Source organism: Mycobacterium toneyamaense (genome assembly GCF_055384815.1).
Genome location: NZ_AP040333.1, coordinates 1,600,660 through 1,615,584, shown reverse-complemented (window position 1 = coordinate 1,615,584; position 14,925 = coordinate 1,600,660). Strand labels below are relative to the sequence as shown.

Annotated in this window: 13 protein-coding genes; 6 read left to right on the top strand and 7 right to left on the bottom strand. The window is 66.9% G+C overall.

The genetic code is table 11. The annotated features are described in order from the left end of the window. The first annotated feature begins 8 nt into the window (after nucleotides 1-8). Nucleotides 9-620, top strand: a complete 612-nt coding sequence (locus ACZ5IQ_RS07890) for a TetR/AcrR family transcriptional regulator (protein ID WP_464481093.1) — start codon at nucleotides 9-11, stop codon at nucleotides 618-620. Here the strand turns inward: ACZ5IQ_RS07890 and ACZ5IQ_RS07885 are convergent. After that, nucleotides 596-3,448 carry an MMPL/RND family transporter gene (locus ACZ5IQ_RS07885; protein WP_464481092.1) on the bottom strand — a complete coding sequence of 951 codons (2,853 nt, stop codon included), beginning with the start codon at nucleotides 3,446-3,448 and terminating at the stop codon, nucleotides 596-598. The two genes, ACZ5IQ_RS07890 and ACZ5IQ_RS07885, sit on opposite strands and share 25 nt — an antisense overlap. 194 nt (nucleotides 3,449-3,642) lie before the next feature. Here ACZ5IQ_RS07885 and ACZ5IQ_RS07880 point away from each other — a divergent pair, with 194 nt between their 5' ends. Together ACZ5IQ_RS07880 and ACZ5IQ_RS07875 are read left to right on the top strand one after the other, a co-directional pair. Next, nucleotides 3,643-4,260 carry a hypothetical protein gene (locus ACZ5IQ_RS07880; RefSeq protein WP_464481091.1) on the top strand — a complete coding sequence of 206 codons (618 nt, stop codon included), beginning with the start codon at nucleotides 3,643-3,645 and terminating at the stop codon, nucleotides 4,258-4,260. Between the two features lie 86 nt (nucleotides 4,261-4,346). Beyond that, nucleotides 4,347-5,648: an acyl-CoA dehydrogenase family protein gene (locus tag ACZ5IQ_RS07875; protein ID WP_346415363.1), complete on the top strand. Its 1,302-nt coding sequence runs from the start codon at nucleotides 4,347-4,349 to the stop codon at nucleotides 5,646-5,648. Between the two features lie 220 nt (nucleotides 5,649-5,868). On the opposite strand, the gene ACZ5IQ_RS07870 is transcribed toward ACZ5IQ_RS07875, so the two are convergent. The 4 genes from ACZ5IQ_RS07870 to ACZ5IQ_RS07855 form a co-directional block, all read right to left on the bottom strand. After that, nucleotides 5,869-6,897: an amidohydrolase family protein gene (locus tag ACZ5IQ_RS07870; RefSeq protein WP_346415364.1), complete on the bottom strand. Its 1,029-nt coding sequence runs from the start codon at nucleotides 6,895-6,897 to the stop codon at nucleotides 5,869-5,871. Between the two features lie 73 nt (nucleotides 6,898-6,970). Further along, complete coding sequence (locus ACZ5IQ_RS07865) at nucleotides 6,971-7,954, bottom strand: VOC family protein (protein ID WP_346415365.1); 984 nt, start codon at nucleotides 7,952-7,954, stop codon at nucleotides 6,971-6,973. After that, nucleotides 7,951-8,820 carry an alpha/beta fold hydrolase gene (locus tag ACZ5IQ_RS07860; RefSeq protein WP_346415366.1) on the bottom strand — a complete coding sequence of 290 codons (870 nt, stop codon included), beginning with the start codon at nucleotides 8,818-8,820 and terminating at the stop codon, nucleotides 7,951-7,953. Before ACZ5IQ_RS07860 ends, ACZ5IQ_RS07865 begins: the two co-directional genes overlap by 4 nt. Beyond that, nucleotides 8,817-10,331 (bottom strand): bifunctional 3-(3-hydroxy-phenyl)propionate/3-hydroxycinnamic acid hydroxylase, encoded by a 1,515-nt coding sequence (locus tag ACZ5IQ_RS07855; protein ID WP_346415367.1) that lies wholly within the window; start codon nucleotides 10,329-10,331, stop codon nucleotides 8,817-8,819. Before ACZ5IQ_RS07855 ends, ACZ5IQ_RS07860 begins: the two co-directional genes overlap by 4 nt. 79 nt (nucleotides 10,332-10,410) lie before the next feature. Here ACZ5IQ_RS07855 and ACZ5IQ_RS07850 point away from each other — a divergent pair, with 79 nt between their 5' ends. The 3 genes from ACZ5IQ_RS07850 to dmpG are packed head-to-tail and all read left to right on the top strand — an operon-like array spanning nucleotide 10,411 to nucleotide 12,493. Then, the gene (locus tag ACZ5IQ_RS07850; protein ID WP_346415368.1) at nucleotides 10,411-11,037 is read left to right on the top strand and encodes a TetR/AcrR family transcriptional regulator; all 627 of its coding nucleotides are present in this window, start codon (nucleotides 10,411-10,413) and stop codon (nucleotides 11,035-11,037) included. Then, a complete protein-coding gene (locus ACZ5IQ_RS07845) occupies nucleotides 11,034-11,489 on the top strand; it encodes a hypothetical protein (protein WP_346415369.1) in 456 nt (151 codons plus the stop codon). Before ACZ5IQ_RS07850 ends, ACZ5IQ_RS07845 begins: the two co-directional genes overlap by 4 nt. Further along, a complete protein-coding gene (dmpG, locus tag ACZ5IQ_RS07840) occupies nucleotides 11,486-12,493 on the top strand; it encodes a 4-hydroxy-2-oxovalerate aldolase (RefSeq protein ID WP_346415370.1) in 1,008 nt (335 codons plus the stop codon). The genes ACZ5IQ_RS07845 and dmpG overlap by 4 nt, the downstream gene beginning before the upstream one ends. On the opposite strand, the gene ACZ5IQ_RS07835 is transcribed toward dmpG, so the two are convergent. Beyond that, a complete protein-coding gene (locus ACZ5IQ_RS07835) occupies nucleotides 12,490-13,638 on the bottom strand; it encodes a thiolase family protein (protein WP_346415371.1) in 1,149 nt (382 codons plus the stop codon). The genes dmpG and ACZ5IQ_RS07835 overlap by 4 nt on opposite strands. Beyond that, complete coding sequence (locus tag ACZ5IQ_RS07830) at nucleotides 13,631-14,866, bottom strand: CaiB/BaiF CoA transferase family protein (RefSeq protein ID WP_346415372.1); 1,236 nt, start codon at nucleotides 14,864-14,866, stop codon at nucleotides 13,631-13,633. The genes ACZ5IQ_RS07835 and ACZ5IQ_RS07830 overlap by 8 nt, the downstream gene beginning before the upstream one ends. Nucleotides 14,867-14,925 lie beyond the last annotated feature (59 nt).

Sequence of the window (14,925 nt, the reverse complement as noted above, 5' to 3'; positions counted from 1 at the left end):
GTGCAGACATGAGCGCGACCCGCACCCGCCGCCCGGACCGGCCGGCGCCCCGCACCGACACCGCCGGGCCGGCCCAGCGGCTGCTCGACACCGCGTCTAATCTCTTTGCCGCACAAGGAATTCGCGCCGTCGGCATCGACACGATCCTGCGTGAGGCGGGGGTCGCCAAGGCCAGCCTCTACAGCTCGTACGGGTCGAAGGACGCGTTGGTGATCGCGTACCTGAACCGATTGGATCAGGCTGATCGCAACCGCTGGGAATCGAAGACTTCCGGCATCGCCGACCCCGTGGAAAAGCTGCTGGCGTTCTTCGACCTCGCGGCCGCCGCGGCACGCAAGCGCCAGTTCCGGGGCTGTCTCTACGCCAACGCGGCCACCGAATTCCCCGGCGACACCCTGGAACCGGTACGGGCACACCGGTTGTGGATGCACGGGCTGCTGATCGAGCTGCTACGGGACGCCGAGGTGACCGACGCCGCGGCGGTCGCCCAGCGCATCCAGCTGATCTACGACGGCGCCCTCACCGCGTCGAAACTCGAGCGGTCGGCGGCGCCCATCGTGCTGGCCCGTCAGATGGCCGCGGAGCTCATCACGAGCTACTTACCTGCAGCCGCCGGCTGAATCCCGATGGCCGCCAGTCGCCGCTCGGAGGCCTCGTGGCGGACGCGCTTGGGCCACCAGAACCACTTGCCCAGCAGCGCCGCGATGGCCGGTGTCATGAACGACCGGACGATCAGGGTGTCGAACAGCAGACCCAGCGCGATGGTGGTACCGACCTGTGCCATGACCTTCAGGTCGCTGAAGGCGAAGGACGCCATGGTGGCCGCGAACACCAGACCCGCTGAGGTGACCACCGATCCGGTGCCCGCCATCGAGCGGATGATGCCGGTCTTCAGGCCGCCCGGTAGTTCTTCCTTGAACCGCGACACCAGCAGCAGGTTGTAGTCGGAACCCACGGCGAGCAGCAGGATTACCGACATCGGGAGCACCATCCAGTGCAGCTCGAGGCCGAGCAGGTGCTGCCACAACAGAACTGACATACCGAATGACGCGCCCAGCGACAGCAGCACGGTACCGACGATGACGGCGGCCGCGACCATGCTTCGGGTGATGAGCAGCATGATGATGAAAATCAGTGACACCGCGGCGATTCCGGCGATCATCAGGTCGTACTGCGCGCCGTCGTGCATGTCCTTGTACGTCGCCGCGGTGCCGGTCATGTAGATCTTGGAGCCCTCCAGCGGAGTGCCCTTGATGGCTTCCTTGGCGGCCTGCTTGATCGGGTCGACGTGGGCGATGCCCTCGGGCGTCGCCGGGTCGCCTTCGTGCTGGATGATGAAGCGGACCGACTTGCCGTCCGGCGAGATGAAGTTCTTCATGCCGCGCTTGAAGTCCTTGTTGTCGAAAGCTTCCGGTGGCAGGTAGAAGGAATCGTCGTTCAGCGAGTTGTCGAACGCCTCGCCCATCGCCGCCGCGTTGTCCGACGACGCCGCACGCTGATCCACTTGACCCTTCTGGGTCTGGTACATGGACAGCATGTACTGCTTCATGTCCTTCATGACCTCGATCTGAGGCGGCATCACCGTGACCATCTCGGCCGTCAGCTTGTCCATTTTCATCAGATCCGGGACCAGCGTCTGGATGTCGTCGGTCATGACGTCGATGCCGTCGAGGGTGTCGAACAACGCCCGCGTGGACCAGCACATCGGGATGTCGTAGCAGTGCGGTTCCCAGTAGAGGTAATTGCGGATGGGCCGCAGGAAGTCATCGAAATCGGAGATGTGGTCCCGCAGGTCGGCGACGTCGAGCGCCATGTTGGCGGTCTTCATCGACATGTCGTGCGTCGTGGCGGCCATCTGCGTGGTGATGGACTGCATCTTGGTCATCGTGTCGATGCTGACCTGCATGTCGTTGGCCTGCTGCAGCATGTTGGCCATCGAGTCCAGCTGGTACTTCTCCGTCATCTTCGACGTGACGGCCTGCATGCCCATGATGAACGGAATCGTCGTGTGCTTGATGGGTTTTCCGTCGGGCCGGGTGATCGTCTGCACCCGCGCAACACCCGGGGTGTGCACGATGGCCCGGGCGATCTTGTTGATCACCAGGAAGTCGGCCGAGTTCCGAAGGTCGTGGTCGCTCTGCACCATCAGCAGCTCGGGGTTCATCCGCGATGCGCTGAAATGCCGTTCGGCAGCGGCGTATCCGACGTTGGCGGTCAGCTCGGCCGGCACATAGCGGCGGGCGTCGTAATTCGTCTTGTAGCCGGGCAGCGTCACCAGTCCGACGAGGGCGAGCGCGAGTGTGGCGACGAGCACCGGTCCCGGCCAACGCACCACCAGCACGCCGACGCGACGCCACCCGCGGGACTGGATGGCGCGCTTGGGCTCGAAGCGCCCGAATCGGCTGCCGATCTTGATGACGGCCGGCCCGAGCGTCAGCGCCGCGATGACCGCGACGAGGGTGCCGATCGCACACGGCACGCCCATGGTCTGGAAGTACGGCAGCCGGGTGAAGCTCAGGCAGAGCATGGCGCCGGCGATCGTCAAACCCGATCCCAGCACGACGTGCGCCGTCCCGCGGAACATCGTGTCGTAGGCCAGCACGCGGTCTTCTCCGTCGCCGCGCGCTTCCTGATAGCGCCCGATGGCGAAGATGGCGTAGTCGGTGCCCGCCGCGATGACCATCAGGGTCAGCAGGTTCACCGCGAACGTCGAGAGCCCGATGACGTTGGTGTCGGCCAGAAACGCGACGACGCCGCGGGCGGCGCCGAGTTCGAGGAACACCATCAGCAGGGTCAGGATCATCGTCATGATCGACCGGTAGACGAACAGCAGCATCACGGCGATCACCACCAGGGTGATGATCGTGACCTTGGTGACGCTCTTGTCGCCGGCGTGGTGCTGATCTGACACCAGCGGGGCGCCACCCGTGACGTATACGTGGAGGCCGGCCGGCGGCTTGGAGTCGGCGACGATCTGCCGGACCGAGGCGACCGAGTCGTTGGCCTTGGTCTCCCCCTGGTTGCCGCGGAGGTAGACCTGGACGTACGCGGCCTTGCCGTCGGCGCTCTGTGAGCCCACGGCCGTGAGCGGGTCACTCCAGAAGTCCGCGACATGCTCGACGTGCGCGGTGTTGGCCGTCAGCTTGGCGACGAGACCGTCGTAGTAGTGGTGTGCCTCGGCGCCGAGCGGTTGGTCGCTCTCGAGAACGATCATCGCGTTGCTGTCGGAGTCGAACTCCTGGAAGTTCGCACCGATCTGCTTCATCGAGACCATCGCCGGGCCGTCCTTGGCGCTCAGCCCGACGGTGTGCGCCTCACCGACCTTCTCCAGCGGCGGGACCAGCGTGTTCGTGGCGACGTTGACGGCAAACCAGCCGATCACGATGGGCACCGCGAGGACCCAGATCAGGTGACCGATCTTGGATCGCTCGGTGTTGGTGGCACTCACTCGGGGCACCCTTCCATCAGGCCCGGTAGGTCCATGGAGATGGAGCTCGGCGGCGTTACACATTCACTGTCGCGCGAAATATACCTAGCCCACCAAACTTTTAGCCATACCAACCGCACAAAAAGCCCTCTACCTCCCGCGAAATGGGATGAATCGGCATCTTTTCGCCGGCTTCGGACCGTAGCGTTGACGCTGTGGAAAATTCCCCGGCCGACACCTTCGGCAAGCGCTACGGCGAAGTTCTGCTGGTCTCCCAGACGCCGACGGGGCCGCAGGTTGCGGTGTTCAACACCTTCCCGCTGAACGACTGCCCACCCGACGCCTGGTCCGCGCTCAACCCGCAGGCCCTCGCCGCGGAGAACGACGTGGCGGCCGCTTTGCTCAACGGGCCGCGCTACTGGCTGATGAGCGAGATCGTGAAAACCCGCGAGGACGTCGGAGAGGTGAAGACGTTCGGCGGCATCGACATGCGGCAGCAGGCGACGGTCGAATTGTCGTCGATGAACCCGGCGCCCTACAGCGTGAACAAGGTCAGCCGCCGCACGGTGTTCGTGTTCGGCGCCGGGCGGCCGGTCTTCGAGCTACTCGACCCACAGGGGCAGCGGTGGGTCATGCAGTCGTGGAGCCAGACGGTCGACCCGGCACTGTCGCTGGCGGACCTGCCGGGGCTCGGCGCGCGGCTGCAGCTGCCGGACGACTGGAACTACCGGACGTCGACGCTGACCAGCCCACTGCGCATCGACACCACGACTGAGGCCGCGCACGTCACACAGGACAACCTCGCCAACACCTATTCGTTGGCGAGCGCATAATCCTCGCGGCCGTTCCCAAACCCGTCCCTGTGCGTTAAACAGAGACGGGTGCGTTTCTGCCGCGTGGCTGAACTGAAGGAGGCCGGATGGCTTGGGATTTCGAAACCGATCCGGAGTTCCAGGAACTCCTCGACTGGGCCGACGCCTTCGTGTGCGACGAAGTCGAGCCGCTCGACCTCATCTGGCCGCACCTGCAGTACACCGCGCTCGACGAGACCCGGCGCCGGGTCGTCGACCCACTCAAAGAGCAGGTGCGCCGAAAAGGCTTGTGGGCCACACACCTTGGCCCTGAACTCGGCGGGCAGGGCTACGGGCAGCTGAAGCTGGCGCTGCTCAACGAGATTCTGGGCCGGTCGCAGTGGGCGCCCATCATCTTCGGCTGTCAGGCGCCCGACACCGGCAACGCCGAGATCATCGCGCACTACGGCACCCCGGAGCAGAAGGAGCAGTACCTACGGCCGTTGCTGAACGGCGAGGTCTTCTCCTGCTACTCGATGACGGAGCCGCAAGGCGGCGCCGACCCCACCCAGTTCACGACCTCCGCGGTCCGCGACGGCGACGACTGGGTCATCAACGGGTACAAGTTCTTCTCGTCCAACGCCTCGACGTCCACGTTCCTGATCGTCATGGTGGTGACCAACCCCGACGTCAGTCCCTACCAGGGCATGTCGATGTTCCTCGTGCCGACCGACACGCCAGGCGTCCACATCATCCGCAACTCGGCCATCTACGGGGAATCCGACGGCCACGGCTCGCACGCCCTGATCCACTACGACAATGTGCGCGTACCGAATTCGGCCGTCCTCGGCGGCGAGGGCCAGGCCTTCGTCATCGCGCAGACCCGCCTGGGTGGCGGACGGATCCACCACGCGATGCGCACCATCGGGCTGGCGCAAAAGGCCCTCGACATGATGTGTGAGCGCGCGCTGTCGCGGCACACCGCCGGCAGCCTGCTGGCCGACAAGCAGGCCGTGCAGGGCTACATCGCCGACTCGTGGGCGCAGCTGCAACAGTTCCGGCTGTTCGTGCTGCACACGGCGTGGAAGATCGACAAGTACAACGACTACAAGAAGGTGCGCAAGGACATCGCCGCCGTCAAGGTCGTGATGCCGACGGTGCTGCACGACATCGCCTGGCGCGCAATGCAAATCCACGGCGCGCTCGGGGTCACCAACGAGGTGCCGTTCCTCGGTATGGTCGCCGGCGCCGCCGTTATGGGGCTCGCCGACGGACCGACCGAGGTCCACAAGGTCACCGTCGCGAAGCAGGTGCTGCGGGACTACACCGGCACCGACGAGCTGTGGCCGACGGAATGGCTGCCGGGCAAACGCGAAGCGGCACAGGCGAAGTACGCGCAGTACCTGGAGCTGGAAGTCGGAAATCTCTAGCCGGCCGGCCGCCGCGGTCGTGCTCGCCGAGCTGTTCACCGACACACTGACTGCTGCCTGACCGCATCGCTTCGGCGTGTCGAGCTCTCCTGCAGCACTTGCGATCCAGAGCCGTCATCTTCGGCTGACATTGTCATCATGCGTAGACGATGTCAGCACATGATGACGACCCCAGCCCGAAGTACATGCACAGCCAGGTCCGCTGGCGCGAGGCGACGACCTACCGCGCCAATAGCCGAGTGACGCCCCGCATCACCACGCGGCTCGCGGCGTGCTGTGCCTGCGCAACCAACGACGGAGCCGCCGGCGCCGGGGCACTGCCCAGCCGCGGGAACAGTGCCAGCGCGTTGGTGCGGCCGATCGCGCGCCGCCCGGCGTCGTCCAATCCCCCGTACGACTCCAGGCCCGCCGCGTACAGCTGGCTGACCTCGACCGGCGCGAACGGGAAGTCCGATCCGAACGTCACGTGACCAGGCTTGGCGAACGCCAGCAGCGACGGCAGCGCGGCCGCCGTGGACGACAGCGCGGTATCGAAGTAGAAGCTCGCGAAGTCGTCGAGGTGATCGGCCGGGCTGCCGCCGACATCACTCGTGATGCCCATGGCCAAGCGGTAGGACGCATACGGGACAAAGCCGCCGGCATGGCTCAGGATGAACCGGATGTTCGGGTAGCGGCGGCGAATGCCGTTGCGCACGAGCAGGTACGCCGCTCGACTGGTGTCGAGCAGGAAGTCGGCGGCGAACGGCAGCACGCCGTCGATCGTGGGGCCGGGCAGCTCGGCGGGGTGGATGAAGACGACGGCCGAACGCTTGTCGAGCTCCGCGAACAACGCGTCCTGGCCCTGCGCGCCGACGTAGGTCCCCACACTGTTGGCGAGCAGGAACACTCCGTCGGCATGCAATTCGTCGAGTGCGCGCACGGCTTCGGCGACGGAGGCATCCAGGTGTGGCATCGGCAAGGTGGCGAAGAACCCGAACCGATCCGGCTGGGCGGCAACGAGTTCGGCGCTGTAGTCGTTCACATCGCGGGCCAATGCGGCCGCGTCCGCCGCGGCCGGCAGCATCGTGGTGCCCGGTGCGGACACGGACAGGATGGCGGTCGCGACACCGAGCTTGGCCATCGTGTCCAAGGACGCTTCCGGGGACCAGTCCGGCATCGCCCGGCCGCCGGCGTCGGCGATGCCCGCCTGGTCCAACGCCTTTCGGTAGTCGGGCGGCACCATGTGGTGGTGGGTATCAATACGGTTCATGATGTTTCCTCCTCCGGCGATTCGTGCACGATATTCCGCGCTCACCGCGGAAAATCGTGCACAAATCCCGGGACTAGTCGGGGATCCCCACCCCGGCGAGCGCCGGGACGGTGTCTTCGCGGTGCAGCAATGACCTGACTGCGGTCGAGAACTGCCCGAGCTTGTCGACGCTGGCCTGCATCTCGTGGCCCCAGATGCTGATGCCCTGGTGCGTCATCGGCTTCCACGTCGATTCGTCGACGATCAGCGGGTTCCAACCGACCTCCCATTCGAAACCCGATGGCGTGACGGCATAGAACGACAGCTCGCGGTCGTTGGTGTGCTGACCGATGCCCAGGGCCATGTCGAATCCCAGGGCCCGCACGCGCTGGTAGCTGTCCGTCAGATCGTCGAGCTCGCCGACCTGAATGTTGAGGTGTTGCACACGGGTCCGAATCGGGTTGACCGGCAGCCGATTCACCGCCGCGATGGCCACGGAGTGGTGACGCCGGTTGACCCGGAGGAACCGGATCTTCACCTTCACCCCGCTCATCGTCTCGTCGATGAAGTCACTGAGCCGCGCGTCGAGCAGCGCGTTGTAGTAGCCGCGCACCTGATGCGGCCTGGTGCTGGTGACGGCCACGTGGCCCAGTCCGAATTCATCGGTGACGAAACCTTTTCCGGCGACGGACAGGTGGCCGCCGATGTGCGCCCGCGTGTACAGCTCCTGCGCCAGCCCGTTGGGTCCGGGTATCCGCACCAGCCTTTCGACGCCACGCAGCGCGGCTTCCTCGTCGCTCCCGACAGTGACCGGCACACCGCAGCGGTGCACGCGGCGAAGGATCTCGTCGAAGGTCTCGTGATCGTCGACCTGCCAGCCCAATGTGGTGACGTCCTCGGCCGGTCCGCGTCGCAGCAGGAACCGGCATTGTTGTTCGTCGAGCCGGAAGCGGGTGGCGTCCGAGTCGAGGTCATCGAGATGCATGCCGATCGCGTCGCGGCCGAACCGCCGCCAGTCGGCGAACCGCTCCGTCTCGACCACCAGGTAGCCGAGCGAGACATGACCGAACACACTCATGGCCGGAACACCGTGTTGTCCGAGAGGAATTCGTCGACGATCTGATTGAACAGGTCCGCACGCTCCCACTGCATCCAGTGCCCGGTGCGGCTGGTCATCACCAGTTCGGCGTTGGGCATGATGTTCTGCAGCAGCGGTCCGCCCGAGGGCTTGTTCACCTTGTCGTCGCGGCCCCACAGGATCAGCGTCGGTGTCTGCAGCGATGCCAGCCGCGAGTCGCGGGTCAGGTCCATGCGCCACAGCGTCCGTAGGGCGAACGGTCCGGACGGCCGGCTCAGCGGCGGGTCGGCCACCACCTCCGGGTCGATCGATGCGGCGTAGCGCAGATCGATCAGTTCGGCGGGTACCGAATCACCTTCGTAAACCAGGTAATTACGGATGAACTCGGCCAGCTTCTCGCGGCTGGGACCGGTGCCGCCGTAATACGCCAGCAGGCTGTTCAAGCCGGCGGTCGGCAGGCCGCGGGTGGTGCCGATGCCACCGGGACCCATCAGCACCAGCTTGCCGACGCGGCCCGGGGTGTCCAGCGCCAAGCGCAGTGCCGCGGCGCCGCCGTAGGAGTTGCCGATCAGATGTGCTGTGCTGATGCTCAATTCGTCGAGCAGCCCCCGCATCGCGTCGGCCAGCGAGCCGAAGGGATCAGACTTGTCGATGCGCTTCGATGAGCGCCCGTAGCCGGGCATGTCAGGGACGAGGACGCGGTAGCGCTCGGCGAGCGCGTCGATGTTGCGAGAGTAGTTGCTGACGCCGGAGGCGCCGGGGCCGCCGCCGTGCAGCAGCATCACCGCGGGGCCGGAACCGGCTTCGGCGACAAAGATCTTCCGGTTGCCGACGGTGACGGTGTGTTCGGTGCGGGTGGTGGTCATGCGGGCGCTCCTGTCAGGGTGGTGAGGTTCAGTCCGGCCGGCGGCCCCGGGAGCCACCCGCCGGATGAGGTTGCGGCGTAGACGAATCCGTCGGGTCGCAGCACGACGGATTCGGCTTTGTGGTCGGCCAGCCACCGCACGAGGCTCGGTTCGGTTGTCTGCAGAGTCGCGGCCCCTGCCGCGGCCCAGGCGGTCGCCCCGGCCGGCACGGCCCCGGTGTGCAGCAGCGTCCAGCGGCCGCTCAGCAGATCGTCGAGCGGCACACCGTCAACGGTCGGCTGCGGAATCTGCCGGCCCACCGCCGGGTGCCCGGCCACGAAGAAGCCGTCGTCGTAGTGAGCGTCGGGAATCCACCAGAATTTCTGCCCCACGGCGTTGGCGCCGGGAATCCCGGTCAGCGCCCGCACGACGTGGTTGCGGATGGCGGCCAGCCAGGGCCTCCGCTCGGTGATGATGCGGCCGACCAGAACCGCGCGTCGGGTGACCTCGGTGACGTGCGGCTTGCGTTCTGCGGCATAGGAATCCAGCAGTGCATCGGGTGCCTGGCCCCGTAGGACCGCAGCGAGCTTCCAGCACAGGTTGGCGGCGTCGCGCACGCCCGCGGACATCCCCTGGCCGATCCACGGCGGCATGGCGTGCGCGGCGTCGCCGGCCAGGAACACGCGGCCCACGCGCCAACGGTCCGCTACCCGCACGTGGTGGCTGTAGACGACCGCACGCAGGATCTCGACGTTGTCGGGCGTGATGCCCTGCTCGCCCAGCACCTTCCATACGGCCTCGTCGCTGGTGAGGTACTTCTCGTCCTCCCCCGCCCTGGCGGGGTACTCCCACCGGTGATGCCCCAGCGGGGTCGGACAGTCGACGGTCGGCCGCGCGGGATTGCAGTGAAACCGCAAGCGGTCGTGGGCATCCCATTCCTTGATCACCTTGGTGTCGATGACGACCCAGCGCTCGCCGTAGGTGCGTCCGCTGTACCCGATGCCGAGCACGCCGCGCGTCGCCGACGAGCCACCGTCCGAGGCGATGACGTAGCGGGCGGTCACCCGCTTGAACGTGTCGGTACGCAGGTCGGCCAGCAGCAGTTCGACATCGTCGGTCCGGTTGGCCACCCGCAGGCATTCGTGTTCCAGGAGGACCTCGACGTTGGCGAACCGCGCCACGCCTTCGCGGAGGACCGAGTCGACTGCCGGCTGGTACAGGAACTGCTGCGACGGATGGCCGCACCCGCGGCCGTAGATGACTGTTTCGATGAACGGGCGGCCGTCGGCGTCGACAAAGGCAACGGGGCGGCCCGGCAGCATGTCGCGCTGAAGTCGTTCCGCCAGCCCGACCGACTGCCAGACCCGCAGCACCTCTTCGTCGGTGGAGATCGCCCGCGCCCGGCTGTAGATGTCCGGGTCACGCTCGATCACCAGGACCTTCAAGCCGAGCTGCCCCAGCAGGTTGGCGGCGGTGGCGCCGGTGGGGCCATACCCGATGACGGCGACGTCGTAGGTGTCTTCACTGCTCATTGGGGCCTCCGGGACTTGTTCTGTAGTGATCGCTACGGTAATGTAGTGATCGCTACAGAGTCAAGAGTCGGGAGCGAAGATGACCGAAGCACCCAAGGCCCGTCGCAAACGGGCCGACGGCGAGCAGTCCCGTGAGCGAATCCTGGACGCCGCCAACGAGATTGCCTCTGAACGCGGTTACGAGGGCACCAGCATCGGGCTCGTCAGCAAGAAGTGCGGACTCCCCGCCAGTTCCATCTACTGGCACTTCAAAGACAAGGACGACCTGCTGGCGGCGGTCATCGACCGCAGCTTCGAGACCTGGCTGCGCGTCTGGGAACTCCCCGCCGACGGCGAGCCGCGCGAACGCGTCATCGGCCTCGCCAGGCAGCTCGCGAAAGGCCTGCTCGACCATCCGGACTTCCTGCGCCTCGGGCTGATGCTCGCACTGGAGCGCCGGCCGGTGGAACCGCGCGCCCGTGCACAATTCCTTCAGGCACGAATGCACGCCGCCACATCGCTCACGGAAGCACTCAGCGAGCTGGCTCCCGGCCTCACCGACGCTCAGGTCCGGCTGTTGGTGAACTACTCCATCGCGGGTGCCGACGGTCTGTTCATCGTCCGGGAACTGGGCGGCGACTCGGTGGACCTGCTCGAGTTGTTCGAGATGCATGCCAACGCCATCTACGACACGGCGATCCGGATGCTCGCGGAGAACGCGCAATGACCGCGAGCGCCGGGGTTACCGCGCCGATCGTCGCTGCCGTCGCAAGATCGGCAAACGTGGCCTACGCCGAGGTCGTGTCATCGATTCCGGCAGGCTCCGCCGGCCCCGATATCCGGGCCGGCGTCGACGATCTCATCGAAACCACCTGTGCCGCAGTCCAGATCGCGGGCGCCCGGCATGCGAAGGCCATTTCACTGCTCAGCCCCGCCGCGTCGGCGCGGAACACCGTCTACTGCCTGGTCGACGGCGGCGCCGACCACGGCGCCATCGAACGGGACATCCACAGCGCGGTGGCCCGGATCAGCGCTGAGGTAGCCGGCTTCCGGCTCAAACAGGCCGTGCAATTCGAGAGCATCGGCCCGATCCACATCCCGGAAATCGGCAGCTTCACGGGCACCAAGGTGACCGCGCTGGTCGAGGTCGCCAATGAGAATGCCGGAGCACCAACATGATCTACGTCAGCGACGTCACCCTGCGCGACGGCATGCACGCCGTCCGTCACCAATACACCATCGCGCAGGCAGTAGCGATCGCGACTGCCCTCGACGCCGCGGGTGTCGCCTCCATCGAGGTCGCGCACGGCGACGGGCTGGGTGGATCCAGTTGTGTGTACGGCTTCGGCGCGCACACCGACCTGGAGTGGATATCCGCCGTCGCGGCCGCGGTGTCCCGCGCGCGCATCGCGACGTTGATCCTGCCCGGGATCGGTACCGTGCGCCGGCTGCGCGAGGCGTACCGCGCCGGCGTCACCGTCGTCCGTGTCGGTACCCATTGCACCGAGGCCGAGCTCTCCGCACGCCATCTCGCCGCCGCACGCGAGCTGGGAATGGACCCCGTCGGCTTTCTGATGATGAGCCACATGACCGACCCGCAGTCGCTCGCGGATCAAGCCAAACTCATGGAAGGCTACGGAGCCACCTGCGTCTACGTCGTCGACTCCGGTGGCGCGATGACCATGCGCGACATCGCCGACCGGGTTGACGCACTGCGCCACACCCTCGACGTCGCAACAGAGATCGGCATCCACGCCCACCACAATCTGTCACTGGGAGTGGCCAATTCGATCGCCGCTGTAGAACACGGCGCCAACCGCGTCGACGCGTCGTTGACCGGGATGGGGGCCGGCGCCGGCAACGCACCGCTGGAAGTCTTCATCGCCGCGGCCACCAAGCTGGGCTGGCAGCACGGGTGCGATCTGCATGCGCTGCAGGACGCCGCTGACGACCTGGTGCGACCGCTGCAGGAGCGGCCGGTCCGCGTCGATCGCGAAACCCTGACGCTCGGCTACGCGGGCGTGTACTCGAGTTTCCTGAGGCACGCCGAGATCACTGCTGCACGTTTCGATCTCGACGCCCGAACACTGTTGGAGGAAGCGGGCCGACGCGGACTCGTCGGTGGGCAAGAGGACATGCTGGTCGACATTGCGCTGGACCTCACGCGCGCCGAAAGCGCCTAGGCGACCAGCTCCACCAGCGTCGCGTTGGCGGTGCCGCCACCCTCGCACATGGTCTGCAGTCCGTACCGAATTCCGTTGTCGCGCATGTGATTGATCATCCGGGTCATCAGCACCGCGCCGGACGCCCCGAGCGGATGGCCCAGCGCGATCGCGCCGCCCAGTGGGTTGAGCGCCGCCTCGTCGGCGCCGGTATCGGCGAGCCAGGCCAGCGGCACCGGGGCGAACGCCTCGTTCACCTCGAAGACGCCGATGTCGCCGATCCGCACGCCGGTCTTGCGCAGCACCTTCTCGGTGGCCGGGATCGGACCCGTCAGCATCAGCACCGGGTCGGCACCGGTGACCGCGCCGCCGACATACCGCACCAGCGGGGTGAGGCCGAGCTGCAGCGCGTTCTCGAGCGTCATCACCAAAAGTGCTGCCGCGCCGTCGGAAATCTGGGAGGAGTTGCCGGCGTGGATGACGCCGTCCTCCTGGAACGCCGGCTTGAGGCCGCCCAGCTTCTCGACCGTCGTCCCGCGGCGGATGCCCTCGTCCTCGTGCACCACCCCACCGTCCTCGGTGAACACCGGCACGATCTGGGTGACGAACGCGCCCGAATCCTGTGCGGCCGCGGCGAGTTCGTGCGACCGTGCCGAGTACTCGTCCAGCCGAGCTCGCGACAGGCCCCACTTGCTCGCGATCATCTCGGCCGAGATGCCCTGATTGAATCCGAAACCGTCATACCGGGCAAGCGCTTTCGGCCCGTACGGCTGCCCGGTCTGACGGGCCGCACCGAGCGGCACCCGGCTCATCACCTCGACGCCGCCGGCCACCACGATGTCCTGCTGGCCCGACATCACGGCCTGCACGGCGAAATCCAATGCCTGCTGCGATGATCCGCAGGCCCGGTTGACTGTGGTGCCCGGGATCGACTCGGGCCAGCCGGCGGCGAGCACCGACCAGCGGGCGATATTGCTGGACTGGTCGCCGACCTGCGAGACGCAGCCCCACACCACATCGTCGACCAACTCGGGAGCGACCCCGGACCGTTCCATCAGTTCGTTCAGGACCACGGCGGACAGGTCGGCGGCATGCTGGCCGGCCAGTCCCCCGTTGCGCTTGCCGACGGCGGTTCGCACGGCCTCGACAATGACGACTTCACGCATGGTCGCTCCCTGATCCGTAGACCTCGCCGATGGCACCGGCGGCCCGCAGGCCGGCGATATCTTCAGCGCGGTAACCCAATTCGCCGAGTATCACATCTGTGTGCTCGCCCAGTCCCGGGATTGCCCCCATGTTCAGTTCGAGGCCGCTGATCACCGGCGGCGGCAACAGCGCCTCGATCGGGCCGTTCGGGGTGCCGACCTGACGCCACCGGTCGCGCGACTTGAGGTGCGGATGCGCGATCACTTCGCTCGGCAGGTTGTACCGAGAATTGCCGATACCGGCGGCGTCCGCGATCCGCTGGATATCCGCGAGATCGCGCTCGGCGCACCAGGACCCGATCGCCGCATGCAGCTCGTCGCGATGCGCGCAGCGGTCCGAATTGCTCGCGAATCGGGGGTCCTCGGCGAGGTCGGGCCGGTCGATGATCTCCCTGGCCAGGCGCTGCCATTCCCGGTCGTTGGTCGTGCCCAGTACCACCGTCTGGCCATCGCGGGTGGCGAAGGCGCCGTACGGCGCGACGGCCGGTGATGCCATCCCGAGCGGCTGCTGGTTCACGCCGGAATGCTGGGTATACGTCAGCGGGTAGCCCATGATGTCGGTCATCGTGTCGAACAGGCTGACCGCGACCGCCGGCGCCGCACCGACCGACACCCCGCGGGCCCGGCCCAACAGCAGCGCCATGATGGACAGCGCCGAGTACAGACCGGTGGAGATATCGGCGACGGGCGGGCCCGGCTTGGCCGGCATCCCCGGAAAGCCGGTGGCCGCGCACGACCCCGATTCCGCCTGCACCAGCAGGTCGTAGGCGCGCTTCTGGGACAGCGGGCCGCCCGGCCCGTAGCCGTCGATCTCGACGGGAATCACCTGCGGGTGCCGCTTGCCGAGCTCCTCCGGTGACAATCCCAGTCGCGCGGTGGCTCCCGGCGCCAGATTGGAGACGAAGGCGTCCGCCCGGTCCAGTAACTGGTGCAGCACCGCAATGCCCTTGTCGGACTTGAGGTTCAGGGTGATGGACTGCTTGCCTCGGTTGGCCCAGACGAAATGCGCCGCCTGGCCGAGCACCACGTCGTCGTAGTCGCGGGCGAAGTCACCGCCTCGGGGATTCTCGACTTTGATCACCCGGGCGCCGAAGTCGGCCAGCACACGCGTGCACATCGGCGCGGACACCGCCTGCTCCATCGCGACGACGGTGATCCCGGCCAGCGGCAGCGACTGCGCTTCGGTCACGTCCTCACATAACCATGTCGCCGCCGGCGGTCGGCCTGCGGGCCCATTCAGAGGCTGCA